The 15,857-nt window shown below is 70.9% G+C and carries 14 protein-coding genes; 10 read left to right on the top strand and 4 right to left on the bottom strand.

Annotation, left to right across the window (positions count from 1 at the left end; translation table 11 throughout):
• The first annotated feature begins 110 nt into the window (after positions 1-110).
• The 3 genes from ACLF3G_RS05400 to ACLF3G_RS05390 are packed head-to-tail and all read left to right on the top strand — an operon-like array spanning position 111 to position 5,344.
• Positions 111-2,165 (top strand): hydantoinase/oxoprolinase family protein, encoded by a 2,055-nt coding sequence (locus tag ACLF3G_RS05400; protein WP_430668317.1) that lies wholly within the window; start codon positions 111-113, stop codon positions 2,163-2,165.
• The gene (locus ACLF3G_RS05395) at positions 2,162-3,793 is read left to right on the top strand and encodes a hydantoinase B/oxoprolinase family protein (protein ID WP_430668316.1); all 1,632 of its coding nucleotides are present in this window, start codon (positions 2,162-2,164) and stop codon (positions 3,791-3,793) included. Before ACLF3G_RS05400 ends, ACLF3G_RS05395 begins: the two co-directional genes overlap by 4 nt.
• An 18-nt stretch (positions 3,794-3,811) precedes the next feature.
• Positions 3,812-5,344 carry an ABC transporter substrate-binding protein gene (locus ACLF3G_RS05390; protein WP_430668315.1) on the top strand — a complete coding sequence of 511 codons (1,533 nt, stop codon included), beginning with the start codon at positions 3,812-3,814 and terminating at the stop codon, positions 5,342-5,344.
• Here the strand turns inward: ACLF3G_RS05390 and ACLF3G_RS05385 are convergent.
• From ACLF3G_RS05385 to osmF, 4 genes are read right to left on the bottom strand one after another with little or no spacing between them, the layout of a single operon-like run.
• Positions 5,334-6,008 (bottom strand): ABC transporter permease subunit, encoded by a 675-nt coding sequence (locus ACLF3G_RS05385; protein ID WP_430668314.1) that lies wholly within the window; start codon positions 6,006-6,008, stop codon positions 5,334-5,336. The genes ACLF3G_RS05390 and ACLF3G_RS05385 overlap by 11 nt on opposite strands.
• Positions 6,005-6,919, bottom strand: coding sequence for an ABC transporter ATP-binding protein (locus ACLF3G_RS05380; RefSeq protein ID WP_430668313.1), 915 nt, complete (start codon positions 6,917-6,919; stop codon positions 6,005-6,007). The genes ACLF3G_RS05385 and ACLF3G_RS05380 overlap by 4 nt, the downstream gene beginning before the upstream one ends.
• Positions 6,916-8,040, bottom strand: a complete 1,125-nt coding sequence (locus tag ACLF3G_RS05375) for an ABC transporter permease subunit (protein WP_430668312.1) — start codon at positions 8,038-8,040, stop codon at positions 6,916-6,918. Before ACLF3G_RS05375 ends, ACLF3G_RS05380 begins: the two co-directional genes overlap by 4 nt.
• On the bottom strand, positions 8,040-8,936 hold the full coding sequence (osmF, locus tag ACLF3G_RS05370) for a glycine betaine ABC transporter substrate-binding protein OsmF (RefSeq protein WP_430668311.1): 897 nt from the start codon (positions 8,934-8,936) through the stop codon (positions 8,040-8,042). Before osmF ends, ACLF3G_RS05375 begins: the two co-directional genes overlap by 1 nt.
• Before the next feature lie 342 nt (positions 8,937-9,278).
• On the opposite strand from osmF, the gene ACLF3G_RS05365 reads away from it, so the two are divergent.
• From ACLF3G_RS05365 to mnhG, 7 genes are read left to right on the top strand one after another with little or no spacing between them, the layout of a single operon-like run.
• Positions 9,279-9,746 (top strand): PTS sugar transporter subunit IIA, encoded by a 468-nt coding sequence (locus ACLF3G_RS05365; protein ID WP_430668310.1) that lies wholly within the window; start codon positions 9,279-9,281, stop codon positions 9,744-9,746.
• 13 nt (positions 9,747-9,759) lie between these two features.
• Entirely contained in the window at positions 9,760-12,729 is a 2,970-nt protein-coding gene (locus tag ACLF3G_RS05360; protein ID WP_430668309.1) for a monovalent cation/H+ antiporter subunit A, read from the top strand.
• Positions 12,729-13,073, top strand: coding sequence for a Na+/H+ antiporter subunit C (locus ACLF3G_RS05355; protein ID WP_430668308.1), 345 nt, complete (start codon positions 12,729-12,731; stop codon positions 13,071-13,073). The genes ACLF3G_RS05360 and ACLF3G_RS05355 overlap by 1 nt, the downstream gene beginning before the upstream one ends.
• Positions 13,073-14,668 carry a monovalent cation/H+ antiporter subunit D gene (locus ACLF3G_RS05350; RefSeq protein WP_430668307.1) on the top strand — a complete coding sequence of 532 codons (1,596 nt, stop codon included), beginning with the start codon at positions 13,073-13,075 and terminating at the stop codon, positions 14,666-14,668. Before ACLF3G_RS05355 ends, ACLF3G_RS05350 begins: the two co-directional genes overlap by 1 nt.
• Positions 14,665-15,159, top strand: coding sequence for a Na+/H+ antiporter subunit E (locus ACLF3G_RS05345; RefSeq protein WP_430668306.1), 495 nt, complete (start codon positions 14,665-14,667; stop codon positions 15,157-15,159). Before ACLF3G_RS05350 ends, ACLF3G_RS05345 begins: the two co-directional genes overlap by 4 nt.
• A complete protein-coding gene (locus tag ACLF3G_RS05340; RefSeq protein WP_430668305.1) occupies positions 15,156-15,437 on the top strand; it encodes a K+/H+ antiporter subunit F in 282 nt (93 codons plus the stop codon). The genes ACLF3G_RS05345 and ACLF3G_RS05340 overlap by 4 nt, the downstream gene beginning before the upstream one ends.
• On the top strand, positions 15,434-15,817 hold the full coding sequence (mnhG, locus tag ACLF3G_RS05335) for a monovalent cation/H(+) antiporter subunit G (RefSeq protein WP_430668304.1): 384 nt from the start codon (positions 15,434-15,436) through the stop codon (positions 15,815-15,817). The genes ACLF3G_RS05340 and mnhG overlap by 4 nt, the downstream gene beginning before the upstream one ends.
• Positions 15,818-15,857 lie beyond the last annotated feature (40 nt).

Here is a 15,857-nt window from a genome sequence, read left to right as displayed (position 1 = left end):
TAGTCTGCCTCATGCACCGCTTCGAGGCCCATCCTTGTGCATGCCGGAGAATTGACCTTCGGCGCCAGCCGGCGCGAGACTGTCGCCGCGACGGGATGGGGAGCTGGGCCTTGGGCTGGCGTGTCGGCGTGGATTCGGGTGGCACCTTCACCGATGTCTGCCTGTTTGAGGAGGAGTCCGGCCGCATTGCGGTCTGGAAGGTCTCCTCCACCCCGGATGATCCGTCCCGCGGCATCGCCGGTGGCGTGGCGGAAGGCATGGAGCAGGTCGGGCGCGCGCCGGGCGAGATCGCCTATTTCGGCCACGGCACCACGGTTGCCACCAACGCGCTGATCCAGCATCGCGGCGTGCGCACCGGCCTTATCACCACGGATGGCTTCCGCGACCTGCTGGAGATCGGCCGGCAGAAGCGGCCGGACCTGTATGACCTTCAGGTGGACAAGCCACCGGTGCTGGTGGCGCGAGAGCTGCGGTTGCAGGTGCCGGAGCGTGTCCGCCAAGACGGTACTGTGGAAACTGCGCTGGATGAACAGGCGGTGCGCGAGGCGGCGCGGGCGCTGAAAGCCGCCGGCGTGCAGGCCATCGCCATCTGCTTCCTCTACAGCTTCGTGCGGCCGGACCACGAGGCCACGGCACGCCGAATCATCGAGGAAGAATTGCCCGGCATCTTCCTGACGGCCAGTCACGAGATCGCGCCGGAATTTCGAGAATATGAGCGGCTATCCACCGCCGTGGTGAACAGCTACCTCGGCCCCGTCATGCGCGGCTACATCAAGCGCCTGGCGGAACGGCTGGCGGCGCTCGGCGTGACCGCCACGCCGCACCTCACGCAATCCAATGGCGGCGTCATCGGGTTCGAGGCGGCGGCGGACATGCCGGTGCGCATGGTGCTGTCCGGCCCCTCCACCGGCGTGGTCGGCGCGCAGGCGATCGGGCGGCTGTCGGGCTTTCCGGACCTCATCACCTTCGACATGGGCGGCACCAGCACGGACGTGGCGCTGTTGCAGGGTGGCGAGCCGCGGCTGACCGGGGAGGCCATCGTGCATGGCTACCCCATCAAGGCGCCGATGCTGGACATCCACACCGTCGGCGCCGGCGGCGGCTCCATTGCCTTCGTCGATTCCGGTGGGCTGCTGAAGGTTGGCCCGCGCAGTTGCGGCGCGGATCCGGGGCCGGTCTGCTATGGCCGCGGCAACGAGGAAGCGGCGGTGACGGATGCCAATGTCGTGCTCGGCACGCTGCACCCGACGCATCTGCTCGGTGGCCGCATGCCGATCCGGCGCGACCTGTCGGTGGCGGCCGTGGAAAGGCTGGCGGCGCAGCTTGGGCTTGGGGTGATGGAGACGGCGCAGGGTATCCTGTCCGTCGTCACCGCCAACATGGCGAAGGCCATCCGGGTCATCAGCGTGCAGCGCGGGCATGATCCGCGGGACTACACGCTCATCGCCTTCGGCGGCGCCGGGCCGCTGCATGCGGCGCGGCTGGCGAAGGAACTCGACATCCGCCGCGTGCTGGTGCCGCGCAACCCCGGCATCCTCTGCGCCATGGGCCTGCTGCTGACGGATCTGCGCGCCGACTTCGCCGCGACCCGGCTGACGTCGCTGGACGGGGAGGCGCTGGCACCGATGGAGCAGGCCTTCGCGACCCTGGCGGCGACCGCCGAACGCTGGTTCGCGCAGGAACACATCGCGCCGGACAAGCGCATGATCCGCCGCACGGTGGACATGCGCTACGCCGGCCAGAACTACGAGTTGCCCGTGGCGCTGCCGGACGGCTCCTTCACGGCTGCGACGCTCGCGCATCTGGCGGAGGGTTTCGCCGCCGCGCATCGCCAGATGTACGGCTTCGTCGCGGAGGGCGAGGCGGTGCAACTCGTCACCTTCCGGCTGGAGGCGACCGGCCTGGTCCGCAAGGCGGAACTCAAGCCCCGTCCGCTGCATGGCCCGGACGCGATGGCCGCGCTGGAGGCGACGCGGGAGGTGTGGTTCCCCGAGGCCGGCGGCGTGGTCGCCGTGCCGGTCTATGCGCGGGACAGGCTGCACCCCGGCAACCGCATCGCCGGCCCCGCGATCGTCGAGCAGATGGATGCGACGACGGTTATCCTGCCCGGCCAGGACGCGCGCGTGGACGCCTATGACAATTTGATCCTGGAGGCCTTGGCATGAGCAGCACGCGCCCGGACCCGATCACGGTCGAGGTCATCGGCTCGGCGCTCTCCTCCATCGTCGAGGAGATGGGGGAGGCGCTGGTGCGCGCTTCCTACTCCACCAACATCAAGGAACGGCGGGACTGCTCCACGGCGCTGTTCGACATCGCCGGCAACACGCTGTGCCAGGCGGAGCACATCCCGATCCATCTGGGCAGCTTCATCGGCATCATCGCGCATGTGCTGAAGCGGCACCCGATGGACCAGATGCAGCCCGGCGACGTCTTCGTCGGCAACGACGCCTATGAGGGTGGCGGCACACACCTGCCGGACATCGTGCTGGCGGAGCCGATCTTCGTCGATGGCCGCATCGTCTCCTGGGCCGTGAACCTGGCGCACCATTCGGATTTCGCGGATCGCGGACATGCGCACATCTTCCAGGAAGGCCTGCGCATCCCGCCGATCCGCCTGTACCGCGCCGGCGCGTTGCAGAAGGACGTGCAGGAGCTGATCCTGCTGAACTGCCAGGTGCCGCGGGAACGCCTGTCCGACCTTCGCGCGCAGATGGCCGCCAACCGGCTCGGCGTGTCGCGCATGCAGGCGCTGTGTGCGAAGTATGGCACGGAGACGGTGCTGGCGGCCGGGGAGGCGTTGCAGGACTACGCGGAACGCAAGATGCGCGCCGGCATCGCGGCCATACCGGACGGCAGCTGGACCTTCGCGGATGTGCACGACAGCCCGGAGATCACCGGCGAATTGCCCCTGACGCTGACCCTGACCGTCGCGGGCGACGGCATGACGCTGGACTTCGACGGCCCGGACCAGGTGCGCGCCGGCATCAACATGACGATGACGGCCCTGCTCGCCACGGTCTACTACGCCGTGAAGACCGTGGTGGACCCGACGCTGCTGCCGAATGCCGGCCTCGCCCGGCCGCTGCAGGTCACGGCGCGGGAAGGCAGTGTGCTGAACTGCGTGCTGCCGGCGGCGGTGAATGCGCGGCTGTCCACCTGCCAGCGGGTCGTGGACCTGATCCACGGCGCGCTCGCCCAGGCGGTGCCGGCCCGTGTCACGGCGGCGCATAACGGCGCCTGCTTCGTCGCCTCCTTCGTCGGCCGCCAGCCCGTCACCGGCGAACCCTGGGTCTACCTCGAGACCATCGGCGGCGGCTTCGGCGCCCGCGCCGGAAAGGACGGGCTGGATGGCGTGCATGTGCACACCACCAACACCTCCAACCTTCCGGTCGAGGCGCTGGAGATCGAATACCCGCTGACGCTGATGCGCTACGAATTGGTCGAGGGCTCGGGCGGCGCCGGGCGCCAGCGCGGCGGCATGGGCCTGAGGCGTGTCTATCGCGCCGAAGCGGAATGTCGCCTGCGCCTGGATGGCTCCCGCTTCCTGTCGCGCCCCTGGGGGCTGGAGGGCGGGCAGCCGGGCGCGTCGGGCGAATTCCGCTTTGCGCCGGGCATTGCGCCCTTCGCGCTCGGCAATGGATTGTTGCGTGCCGGCGACTGGGTCGAGATCATCACCCCCGGCGGCGGCGGCTACGGCCCGCCCTCGCAGCGGGACCGCGAGGCCGTGCGGCGTGACGTGGCGGAAGGCAGCATTGCGCCCGGTCCTGCCCGGGAAATCTACGGAGCCATCTGAAACAGGGAGAACAAGATCATGCAGACCTCGCGACGCGGATTACTCGCCGCGGCAGCGGCACTTCCCTTCCTGCCCGGGGCCAGCCCGGCCTGGGCGCAGCGGAGCCCGGGCGTGCTGCGCTTCGGCCTGTCCTCCTTCCCGCCCAGCCTGCAGCCCTGGGCCAATACCGGCACCGCCGCCGCCACGGTGAAGCTGCTGATCCATCGCGGCCTGCTGTCCTATGCGCCGGACGGCAAGCTGCGCGGAGAACTCGCGGAATCCTGGTCGAACGAAAACCCCACCACCTGGGTGTTCCGCCTCCGCGGCAATGCGCTGTTCCACAACGGCGAGCCGGTCACCGCCGCCGATGTCAAATGGAACATCGAGCAGATTGCCGCCGAGCGCTCCACCGCCTACTACCGCGCGGAAATGCAGAACGTCGCCGCGGTGGAGACGCCGGACGCGCGCACCGTCCGCATCACCACGAAGTCGCCGATCGCCACGCTGCCGAACTGGCTGGCCTCCTACCACATGATGATGGTGAACCCGCGCAGCCCGACCGGTGCGGGCGTGCTGCCGATCGGCGCCGGGCCCTTCACCATCACCGGCCAGGAACGCGGCACCTCCATCGATCTCGCGGCCTTCGACCGCTACTACAAGCCGGGCCAGCCGAAGCTGCGCGGCCTGCGCCTGATTGCCTATGCGGACGAAAACCTTCGCGTCTCCGCCATCCGCGCCGGCGACGTGGACCTGATCGAGTACGTGCCGTGGCAGGCGATGGCGGCGATCGAGGCGGACGAGCGGCTGAAGCTGGACGCCACCAACGGTCCCTTCATGTACCTCAACTTCAACGCGACGCGGCCGCATCTCGGCGATGCGCGGGTGCGCCGCGCCATCGGCCACGCCATCAAGCGGGACGACATCGTCAAGGTCGCCTTCTTCGGCCGCGGCAGCGCGCTCGAGGGATTGCCGATCGCGCCGGGCAGCGAATTCTTCGACGAGACGCTGTCGAAGGGCCAGGCCTACGATCCGGACAAGGCGAAGGCCCTGCTGCGGGAAGCCGGCCTTCCGAACGGGTTCAGCACCAGCCTGCTGTCCACCGCGCAGTACGGCATGCACAAGGACACGGCGGAGGTGGTGCAGCAGCACCTCGCCGCCGTCGGCATCCAGGCGGAGCTGCGTCTGCCGGACTGGGCGACGCGGGTGAACCTCGGCAATCGCGGCCAGTTCGACATCGCGGTGATGGGCACGGCGACCGACAACAACGACGCGGACGGCCTGAACAGCCTGATCGACGGTTCGCTGTCACCCTCCTATGTCCGCAGCGCCGGGCTGCGCATCCCGAAGCTGGAGGAGCTGATGCAGGCGGGACGCGCGGAGTTCGACGCGGCGAAGCGGCGCGAGATCTACCTGGAAGCGCAGCGCGTCGCCTTGCAGGAAGCGCCGCTGGTCGGGCTGGCGTGGCGCAGCCAGGGCTATGCGATGGCGAAGTCGGTGACGGGCTTCCAGGCCATGCCCGGCGCGCTGAACTTCTTCAGCGGCATCACGCTGGAGGACACGGCTATCGCCTGACCACCGCGAGCAGAAGACCCTCCGCGGCAAAGGCGAGTGCCGCCGTCGCCGCGGCGCCCTGCAGCACCAGGAGCTGGTTCTGGTTCTGCAGGCCAAGGACGATGGGCGTGCCGAGGGTGGACGCGCCGGCCAGCGCCCCCACCGCGGCGGTTGCCACCGCCAGCACCAGCGCCACCCGCAGACCATCTAGCACCAATGGCCAGGCAAGCGGCAGTTCAACCTCCCGCAGCGCGCCGGCCGGCGTGTAGCCGAGCGCCAGCGCTGCCAGCCGCGCATCCGGCGGCACGGCTTCCAACGCCGCGACGGTGGCACGCAGCACCGGCATGATGCCGTAGAGCAACAGTGCCAGGATGGTCGGCCCCCAGCCGAAGCCGAAGGCTGGCACGGCCAGCGCCACCACCACGACGGGCGGCACCGCCTGGGCGCCGGCGGCCAGCGCATCCGCCGCCGGACGCAGCGCCAGCAGCGCCGGGCGCGTCACCAGGATGCCGAGCGCCAGGCCGATCAGCGCCGCCGGGATCACGCCCGCCAGCGCCAGCCCGACATGGCCGAGCGCCAGCGCGGCCAGCCGCCCGGCCGGGAAGCCGCCGAACCAGGCCGGCAGCAGCGCCACCAGGGCCAGCCCGCCGGCCAGCAGCAGCGGCGCCGCGCGCAACCTTCTCATCGCCCGCGGGCCAGGACGGCGTCGAGCCTGATGGAGCCGCCTTCCACCGCCAGCACGTTCCGGCCGGTTTCCGCCATGCGGGACAGCGCATCGGCCAGCGTCGCATCCGCGGGCAGCATCGGCGCGCCGGGGGGCGCCGGGGCCGGATCGCGTGCCTCGGCGACGGAAAGCAGGGAAAGGCGCCGCAGGCCGGGCTGCGCGCCGCCCAGCAATTCGCGGGCGAAGGGCGCGGCATCGGGCGCGACCAGCGCGGCCGGTGGGCCATCCGCCTCCACCCTTCCGTCGCGCAGCACCACCACCTGGGTAGCGAGTTCGAGCGCCTCCTCCGGGTCATGCGTCACAAGCACGATCGTCTTGCCGGTTTCGGCATGGATGCGCCGAAGCTCCACGCGCAGGTCGCGGCGGGTGAGGGGGTCCACCGCGCCGAAGGGCTCGTCCATCAGCAATATGTCGGGGTCCGCCGCCAGCGCCCGCGCCAGGCCGACGCGCTGCGCCTGGCCGCCGGACAGCGCGCCGGGCAGGCGTTCCCCAAGGGAGGGGTCGAGCTGCACCAGCGCCAGCAATTCCTCGACCCGGGTCGAAATGCGGGCGCGATCCCAGCCCAGCAGCCGCGGCACGGTGCCGATGTTGGCGGCGACGCTGCGATGCGGGAACAGCCCGGTCGATTGCATGACATAGCCGATGGACCGCCGCAGCCGCGCCGGCTCCAGCCCCGCCACGTCCTGGCCGCGCACGCGGATGCGGCCGGCACTGGGCTCCACCAGCCGGTTCACCAGCCGCATCAGCGTGGACTTGCCCGAACCGGATGGCCCGACCAGGGCGCAGAGCACGCCATCCGGCACGGTCAGGGTCACATGGGACAGCGCATCGACCTCCGCAAAGCGCACCGCGACATCCTCAAACTGGATCATGCGGGCGTCCCCAGGATTTGTTCGACGGATCGTGTCAGCGCATCCGCCACCAGTGCCAGCAGCACGATGGGCAGCGCGCCAAGCAGCATCAGGTCAGTGGCGAACTGCGCCAGCCCCTCGAAGACCAGCGCGCCGAGGCCCCCGGCCCCGACCAAGCCGCCCAGCGTCACCAGCCCGATCGCCTGCACCACCGCCACTCGCAGCCCGCCGGCGAACACCGGTAGCGCCAGCGGCAGGCGGACCTCCCGGGTGATGCCGCCTTCTGTCATGCCCATGGCGCGGGCGGCGGCGACGGCGGCGGGGTTGGCGGACACCAGCCCGCCGAGCACCGCGCGCCACAGCGGCAGCGCCAGGTAGCCGGCGGTCGCGATGACCGCGGGCGCCGGGCCGATCGCTCCCAGCCCCAGGCCGCGCAGCGCCGGGGCGAGCGCCAGCAGCGCCGCCAGCAAGGGGATCAGCGCAGCGAACAGCGCGATGGCCGGCACCACCTGGATCGCGCCGAGCACCGCCCCAACCGGACCTGCGGCGCCCGGGCGGCGGAACCCGGCCCAGGCCAGCGGCACGGCGACCAGCAACGCCAGCAGCAGCGCACCGCCGGCCAGCGCCACATGCCGCAGCAGCGCCGCATGCACGGCATCCTGTCGCGCCCGGTATTCCACCATCAGGGACAGCGGTTCGAACACCCCGCCGAGCCAGAGTGTGGCCAGCCCGCCAAGCCCGAGCACCGCCAGGCCGGCGCGGCCGGCGAGGGGCAGGGCTGCGGCGCGTGAGGCAGCCAGCACGAGTGCCGCGACCAGCGCCACCCAGAAACCCCCGCCGAGGCCGGCGCGCGCCGCCGGTGCCATGCCCTCCAGCGCGCGGCCCGCCGCATCGCCGGTGGCCCAGAGCAGCAGGATAGCTGCGGAGACAGCGAGCACCGCGCCGATCATCGGCGGGACCCGCGGCAACACCGCCAGCGCCAGGGCCGCCAGCGCCACGGCCCCGGCCCAGCCTGTTGCCGAAAATCCGCCGAGCGGCGCGCCCGGCAGCAGCCGGTTCGGTGAAACCGTCAGCCAGGGCAGCAGCAGTCCGGCCAGGACCAGCAGCGCCAGCAGGCCGCGTCCCGCGACCGCCGCAGGCATCAGCCGCGCCGCAGGGTGCCGAAATGCTCCCGCGCCACCGCCGCCGCGGTGCGGCCTTCGACCGCCACCTTGCCGTTCAGCTCCTGCAGCTTCTCCAGCGTCAGGGAGGCGAAGACCGGCGCCAGCGCGTCGCGGAGGCCCGGATGCGCCTCCAGCACTGCGGCGCGCACCACCGGGGCCGGCTCATAGACGATCTGCGCGCCCTTGGTGTCGCGCATCACGATAAGGCTCAGCGCCGAGATCGCGCCATCCGTGCCGTAGACCATGGCCGAGTTGACGCCGGAGATGCCCTGCGCCGCCGCCCGCATGGTCACAGCCGTGTCGCCGCCCGGCAGCACCGTGATGCGGTCGCGCGGGAAGCTGAAGCCGTAGGTCCGCTCGAAGCTGCCGAGCGCCGCCGGGCTCTCGACGAATTCGGCGGAGGCGGCGAGGCGCAGCTTGCCGGCCGTGGTGGCGCGGGCGAAATCCTCCATCGTCGTCAGGCGTTCGGCACGCGCCACGTCGCCGCGCACGGCGATGGCCCAGGTGTTGTTCGCCTCGGCGCGGGCCAGCCAGACCAGGTTGTTCGCGTCCCGGTCAAGTCGCGCGACCAGCTCATGCGCGCTGGGGCCGCTGCGCCAGGCCGGATCATCCTCCCGCTGGAAGAAGAAGGCTCCGTTGCCGGTGTATTCCGGGTAGAGGTCGATCTCGCCGGCCACCAGAGCCGTGCGCACGATGCGGGTCGGGCCGAGGGACAGCCGCGCCTCGGTCGGGATGCGCGCCGCCTCCAGCGCCACAAGGATCAGGTTGCCGAGCAGCGCCCCCTCCGTGTCGATCTTGGAGGACACCACCACCGGCCGCGCCGCGCCCTGGGCCCCCGCGCGGGTCGCCGCCAGCGCGAGGGGGATCGCCGCCAAGGCCCGCCGTCCAAACCTGCCTGCCGACATTCCTGCCTCCTGTTCCCGAACGCGCCGTTCTCGAAGCCGATCATCCACCCGAGGGCAGCGTGCCACGCGGCCAACGGTTCCGCCTTCTCAATGGCGATCTGGGGCCGCTTCCCATCCGCGCACCCTGCATGGACTCTTGTTCATCTACCTGCCAAACAGCCGGCCGCAAGTCACGCCGGGCGACATAGGCCATGTCACGGGCTATGGTGCCGCCCGTGGCGCACCGCATGCAACAGTTGCGGCACGGCCCGCGTTGCCGGCCGGGCGCCCGTCAGGCCACGCGGCCGGCAACGCGGGCCGGAAGAGGATGAGATGCCGATCACCGATCTTCTGTCGGCCGAGGTTATCGCCCTGGGGCAGGCCGCCGGCAACAAGCGCAGCCTGATCCAGGACCTGGCCGGACAGGCGGCGCAGCGCCTCGGCCGTCCGGCGGAGGAAGTGCGGGCGGCGCTGGAGGCACGGGAGCAACTCGGCTCCACCGCGCTCGGCCGCGGCGTCGCCCTGCCGCATGCCCGGTTGCCCGGCAACGATGCGCCACTGCTGCTAGTGACGCGGCTGGCGCGCGCGATCGATTTCGAGGCGCGAGACGAGGAACCGGTGGACCTGGTCTTCACCGTGCTGTGGCCCGAAGCCGATGCCGAGGGGTTCCTGCCGGCGCTGTCCGGCCTGTGCCGGTCGCTGCGCAACCCGCAGGTGCTGCAACGCCTGCGACAGGCCCGCGACCCGCAGGACGTGGTGACGCTGCTGCGCCAGGCCGCGCCGGTGCAGGCCCCCGAATGATGTCCGCGCGCTGATGCCCGATGCGCTGCTGCTGATCTCCGCCCTCGCGCTGCCCTTCCTCGGCGCGCTGGCCGCCGTGCTGCTGCCGATCAACGCCCGCGATGCCGCGGCCCGGCTGGCAGGCGCGGTGACGCTCGGGGCGCTGCTGCTGGTCTGGCTGGCCTGGCCGACGGTGGCCGGGGGCGGCGTCTTGCGGGCGGAACTACCCTGGATGCCGACGCTCGGCCTGAACCTGTCGCTGCGGATGGACGGCTTCGCCTGGATGTTCGCCGGGCTTGTCACCGGCATCGGGTTCCTGGTGGTGCTGTACGCCCGCTACTACATGTCGGCCGAAGACCCTGTGCCACGCTTCTTCGCCTTCCTGCTGGCCTTCATGGGGTCGATGCTGGGGCTGGTCCTGTCCGGCAACCTGGTGCAGCTGGTGTTCTTCTGGGAACTGACCAGCCTGTTCTCCTTCCTGCTGGTCGGCTACTGGCACCACACCGCTGCGGCGCGGGATGGCGCGCGCATGGCGCTGACCGTCACCGCCGCCGGCGGCCTCGCCCTGTTCGCGGGCGTGCTGGTGATCGGCCATATCGTCGGCAGCTACGAACTGGACGTGGTGCTGGCCGCCGGCGACCGCATCCGCGAGCATCCGCTGTACGTGCCGGCGCTGGTGCTGGTGTTGCTCGGCACGCTGACCAAAAGCGCGCAGTTCCCGTTCCATTTCTGGCTGCCGCACGCCATGGCGGCGCCGACGCCGGTTTCCGCCTACCTGCATTCGGCGACGCTGGTGAAGGCCGGCGTGTTCCTGATGGCGCGGCTCTGGCCGGTGATGGCTGGCACTGACGAATGGTTCTGGATGGTCGGGACCGCGGGCCTCGTGACGCTGCTGGTCGGCGCCTACATCGCCATCTTCCAGCACGACCTGAAGGGGCTGCTGGCCTATTCCACCATCAGCCACCTCGGCCTGATCACGCTGCTGCTCGGCCTGAACAGCAGCCTGGCCATGGTGGCCGCCATCTTCCACATCATGAACCACGCGGCCTTCAAGGCCAGCCTGTTCATGGCCGCCGGCATCATCGACCACGAAACCGGCACGCGCGACATCAGGCGCTTGTCGGGCCTCAACCGGTCCATGCCCTTCACCGCGCGGCTGGCGCTGGTGGCCGCCGCCGCCATGGCCGGCGTGCCGCTGCTGAACGGCTTCCTGTCGAAGGAGATGTTCTTCGCCGAGGCGCTGTCCGCCGACAGCCCGCTGCCCGTCGCCTTTGGCCTGCTGCCGCTGCTGGCCATGGTCGGCAGCGCCTTCGCCGTCACCTATTCGCTCCGCTTCATCCACGGCGCGTTCTTCGGCCCGGATCCCAAGGACCTGCCGCAGAAGCCGCACGAGCCGCCGGAATGGATGCGCTTCCCGGTGGAGATCCTGGTGCTGGCCTGCATCATGGTGGGCCTCCTGCCGGCGGCGACGGTCGGCCCCTACCTGCACATGGCAGCGACGTCGGTGCTCGGGGAGGCGACGCCGGACTACAGCCTCGCCGTCTGGCACGGCTTCAACCTGCCGCTGCTGATGAGCGTGATCGCGCTCGCCGCCGGCGTCGGCCTGTACCTGCTGCTGCAACGCTACCTGCTGACCGGGGCGGAGGGCGTGCCGCTGCTGCGGCGCTGGGAGGGCCAGCGCATCTTCGAGCGGGTGATGGTCTTCCTGTCCTGGCGTCTGGCGCGCCGTCTGGAATCCTGGCTCGGCACGCGGCGCCTGCAACCGCAGCTCCGCCTGCTGGTCGGCGTCTCCATCCTCGCGGCGGCGCTGGCGGTGTATCTGCGCGGGCTGGCGCCCGGCAACCTGACGCCCTGGGCCGTGGACCCGGTGATCGGGCTGGTCTGGCTGGTGGGCGCCGCCTGCGCCATCGGCGCCGCCTGGCAGGCGAAGTACCACCGGCTGGCGGCGCTGATCCTGCTCGGCGCCGTGGGGCTGGTGGTCTGCATCACCTATGTCTGGTTCTCCGCCCCCGACCTCGCCTTGACCCAGTTGCTGGTGGAGGTGGTGACGACGGTGCTGCTGCTGCTCGGCCTGCGCTGGCTGCCGAAGCGCCAGGCCGGCACCGCGGCCGGGACGCCGGAGGTGGTGACGCTGACGCGCCGGCTGCGCGACCTGGCCATCGCCGTCGGCGCCGGCGGTGGCATGGCGGTGCTGGCCTATGGCGTCATGACGCGCACTCCGCCGGAGCTGCTGGCCGAGCACTTCCTGGCGCGCGCCTATGCCGAGGGCGGCGGCACCAATGTCGTCAACGTCATCCTGGTGGATTTCCGCGGCTTCGACACGCTGGGGGAGCTTGCGGTGCTCGGCGTGGTGGCACTGTCCGTCTTCGCGCTGCTGCGCCGCTTCCGCCCCGCGCCGGACAGCATCGAGGTGCCGGAACAACAGCGGGACCAGGATGCGGCCGACATCGCGCATCCGGACCGCCGGGCCGGCGATACGGCCTCCGACTGGCTGCTGGTGCCGGGCGTTGTCTCCCGCATGCTGTTCCCTGTGATCGGGGTGGTCGCGCTGTACCTGCTGCTGCGCGGGCATGACCAGCCGGGCGGCGGCTTCGCGGCCGGGCTGGTGATGTCCATCGCCTTCCTGCTGCAATACATGATTGGCGGCGCGCAATGGGTGGAGGACCACCTGCGTGTGCTGCCGCTGCGCTGGATCGGCTTCGGGCTGCTGCTGGCGGGCGGTACGGGTGTCGTGCCCATGCTGTTCGGCTACCCCTTCCTGACCACCTATTTCGACTACGCCGACCTGCCGCTGATCGGCCGCATACCGACGGCGAGCGCGCTGATCTTCGACATCGGCGTGTTCGCGCTGGTGGTCGGTGCCACCGTGCTGATGCTGATCGCGCTCGCCCACCAGTCCGTGCGCGGCCACCGTGCCGCGGCGCGGCCGGTGGCGGCGGCACCGCCGGCGCCGCAGCCGCTGCGCCAGGCGGCCCCGGCAGGCAATGGCGTGGGGGGCGACTGATGGAACTCATCGTCTCCCTCGGCATCGGCGTGCTCACCGGCTCCGGCGTCTGGCTGCTGCTGCGCCCACGCACCTTCCAGGTCATCATGGGCCTGTCGCTGCTGTCCTATGCGGTGAACCTGTTCATCTTCTCCACCGGCGGGCTGCGCAGCGGCGCAGCGCCGATCCTGCCGCCGGGCGGCACCGGCACCCTGGCACAGCATGCGGACCCGCTGCCGCAGGCGCTGGTGCTGACCGCGATCGTCATCAGCTTCGCCACCACGGCGCTGTTCCTGGTCCTGCTGCTGGCCTCCCGCGGCCTGACCGGCACGGACCATGTCGATGGGCGGGAGCAGGATCGCTGATGGCCTGGATCGACCAGTTGATGATCCTGCCGATCATCCTGCCGATGCTGGCCGGCACGCTGATGGTGCTGGTGCCCGACCAGCGGCAGTTCAAGGCCGGCCTCGGCATCGCCTCCATGGTCGCGCTGGTCGGGCTCGCGGTGCTGCTGCTGCTGCGCGCGGATTCGGTGCCGGGGGCGGAGGCCGCCGCGGTGCAGGTGTACCGCCTCGGCGATTGGCCGGCTGCCTTCGGCATCGTGCTGGTGCTGGATCGGCTCTCGGCGCTGATGCTGCTGCTGTCCGCGGTGCTGGGCCTGGCGGCGCTGACCTTCTCCCTTGCGCGCTGGCACAATGCGGGGGCGCATTTCCATCCGCTGTTCCAGTTCCAGCTCATGGGCCTGAACGGCGCCTTCCTGACCGGCGACCTGTTCAACCTGTTCGTGTTCTTCGAGGTGATGCTGGCGGCGTCCTATGGCCTGCTGCTGCACGGGTCCGGCACCGCGCGGGTGCGCGCCGGGCTGCACTACATCGCCATCAACCTTGGCGCCTCGCTGCTGTTCCTGGTCGGCGTCAGCATGGTCTATGGCCTGGCAGGCACGCTGAACATGGCCGACCTGGCGGGCCGCATCCCGGCAATGGACCCGGCGGATCGCGGGCTGTTCGAGGCCGGCATGGCGATTCTCGGCATCGCCTTCCTGATCAAGGCGGGCATGTGGCCGCTGGGCTTCTGGCTGGTGCCGGCCTATGCCGCGGCCAGCACGCCGGCCGCGGCCATCCTGTCCATCCTCAGCAAGGTCGGCGTCTATGCCGTGCTGCGGCTGTGGCTGCTGCTGTTCGGCGAGGGCGCCGGCGCATCGGCCGGCTTCGGTGGCACCTGGCTGATGGCGGGCGGGCTGCTGACCATCGGATATGGCTGCATCGCGGTGCTGGCGACGCAGAGCATGCCGCGGCTGGCCGGCGCCTGCGTGCTGGTGTCCTCCGGCACCCTCCTGGCCGCGATCGGCGCCGGGCAGGTGGCGGTGACCGGCGGCGCGCTGTTCTACATGGCGAGCTCCATCCTCGGCATCGCCGCCTTCTTCCTGCTGATCGAGCTGGTGGAGCGCAACCGCGAGGAGGTCGGCGCCGACGTGCTGGCGGTGACCCGCGAAGCCTTCGGCACCGGCGAGGAGGAGGAGCCTGAGGAGGATGCCGTCGGCGTCGCCATCCCCGCCACCATCGCCATCCTCGGCCTGAGCTTTTCGGTCTGCGCGCTGCTGCTGGCCGGCCTGCCGCCGCTGTCCGGCTTCCTGGCCAAGTTCGCCATGCTGGCGCCGCTGTTCACCGGCGGGCAGGCCACCATTCCCACCGGGTCCTGGCTGCTGCTGGCGGCCCTGCTGCTGTCCGGGCTTGCCACCGTGGTGGCGATGACGCGCACCGGCATCGACGCCTTCTGGACGTCCTCCGGCCCGGCGCCGCGGGTCGGACTGGTGGAAATCGCGCCGGTTGTGGGGTTGCTGGTGCTGGCCGTCGCCATGACGGTGCAGGCCGGGCCGGTGCTGCGCTACATGCAGGCGACGGCGGATGGGCTGCACGCGCCGGCGGCCTATGTTCGCGGCGTGGTGGAATCCGGTCCATGACGCGGCTGCTGCCCTACCCGCTGCTGTGGCTTGCGCTGGTGGTGATGTGGTTGCTGCTGGTCGGCAGCGTCGCCCCGCGCTCCATCCTGATGGGCAGCCTGGCCGCCTTCGGCGCCTGCTGGGCGCTGGTGGCGCTGCGCCCGCCGCAGGCCCGGCTGCGCCGCCCGCGCGCCATGGCACAACTGGCCTGGGTGGTGCTGGTGGAGATCGTGCGCTCCAACAACGCGGTCGCGCGCATCGTGCTGCGCGGCCGGCCGCGGGAGGTGCCGCGGCAGTCCGGCTTCGTGCTGGTGCCGCTCGACCTGCGCGACCCCTACGGCCTCGCGGTGCTCGGCTGCATCATCACGGCGACACCCGGCACCGTCTGGGTCGAATACGACAGCGCCCGCAGCACCATGCTGCTGCACGTGCTGGACCTGATCCCGGACGACGACTGGGTGCACATCATCAAGGACCGCTATGAGAGCCGGCTGAGGGAAATCTTCGAATGACCGCATCCCTGCTGTCCTGGTCGGTCTACCTGGCGCAGATCATGCTGGTGCTGGCGATGGGCTGCGCCGCCTTCCGCGTGCTGGTCGGCCCGCGCGCGCAGGACCGCGTGCTGGGGCTGGACACCATGTATGTGAACGGCGCCATCCTGCTGCTGGTCTTCGGCATCCGCACCGGCAGCACGGTGTATTTCGAGGCCGCCTTCATCATGGTGCTGCTCGGCTTCGTCGCCACCGCGGCGCTGGCCAAGTTCCTGATGCGCGGCGAGGTGATCGAATGACCGCGATCCCGGAAATACCCTTTGCAGGGCTGCCCGGCTGGGCCGCCATCCTGGTGTCCCTGCTGCTGCTGCTGGGAGCGGGGCTGACGCTGGTGGGCTCCGCCGGGCTGCTGCGGCTGGGCAGCTTCTATGACCGCGTGCATGCACCAACCCTGGGCACGACCATGGGCATCGGCTGCGTGCTGGTTGCCTCCATGCTCTTCTTCTCCGTGATGCAGACCCGGCTGGTGCTGCATGAACTGCTCATCGGCGTCGTCGTCGTCATCACCACGCCGGTGACACTGATGCTGCTGGCCCGTGCGGCCCTGTACCGGGACCGCCGGGAGGGCTCGACGGATGTGCCGCCGCCGCTGGAGGCTGAACCCCCGGCAGAAAAATAATGTTGTTCTTCTCGGCGGGATCGCTTCGCGAACCTGCCAT

This window comes from Falsiroseomonas sp. HC035, from assembly GCF_050563525.1.
Classification (GTDB): domain Bacteria; phylum Pseudomonadota; class Alphaproteobacteria; order Acetobacterales; family Acetobacteraceae; genus Falsiroseomonas.
The sequence above is the reverse complement of the archived record's forward strand: the minus strand, read 5'-3'. Positions and strand labels throughout refer to the sequence as shown.

What these genes read in the sequence shown, in the direction of transcription:
- ACLF3G_RS05390 (WP_430668315.1), top strand. Translation starts at nt 3,812, where the DNA reads ATGCAGACCTCGCGACGCGGATTACTCGCCGCGGCAGCGGCACTTCCC.
- ACLF3G_RS05340 (WP_430668305.1), top strand. Translation starts at nt 15,156, where the DNA reads ATGACCGCATCCCTGCTGTCCTGGTCGGTCTACCTGGCGCAGATCATG.
- ACLF3G_RS05385 (WP_430668314.1), bottom strand. Translation starts at nt 6,008, where the DNA reads ATGAGAAGGTTGCGCGCGGCGCCGCTGCTGCTGGCCGGCGGGCTGGCC.
- ACLF3G_RS05345 (WP_430668306.1), top strand. Translation starts at nt 14,665, where the DNA reads ATGACGCGGCTGCTGCCCTACCCGCTGCTGTGGCTTGCGCTGGTGGTG.
- ACLF3G_RS05375 (WP_430668312.1), bottom strand. Translation starts at nt 8,040, where the DNA reads ATGCCTGCGGCGGTCGCGGGACGCGGCCTGCTGGCGCTGCTGGTCCTG.
- ACLF3G_RS05365 (WP_430668310.1), top strand. Translation starts at nt 9,279, where the DNA reads ATGCCGATCACCGATCTTCTGTCGGCCGAGGTTATCGCCCTGGGGCAG.
- ACLF3G_RS05350 (WP_430668307.1), top strand. Translation starts at nt 13,073, where the DNA reads ATGGCCTGGATCGACCAGTTGATGATCCTGCCGATCATCCTGCCGATG.
- mnhG (WP_430668304.1), top strand. Translation starts at nt 15,434, where the DNA reads ATGACCGCGATCCCGGAAATACCCTTTGCAGGGCTGCCCGGCTGGGCC.
- ACLF3G_RS05355 (WP_430668308.1), top strand. Translation starts at nt 12,729, where the DNA reads ATGGAACTCATCGTCTCCCTCGGCATCGGCGTGCTCACCGGCTCCGGC.
- ACLF3G_RS05380 (WP_430668313.1), bottom strand. Translation starts at nt 6,919, where the DNA reads ATGATCCAGTTTGAGGATGTCGCGGTGCGCTTTGCGGAGGTCGATGCG.
- ACLF3G_RS05360 (WP_430668309.1), top strand. Translation starts at nt 9,760, where the DNA reads ATGCCCGATGCGCTGCTGCTGATCTCCGCCCTCGCGCTGCCCTTCCTC.
- ACLF3G_RS05395 (WP_430668316.1), top strand. Translation starts at nt 2,162, where the DNA reads ATGAGCAGCACGCGCCCGGACCCGATCACGGTCGAGGTCATCGGCTCG.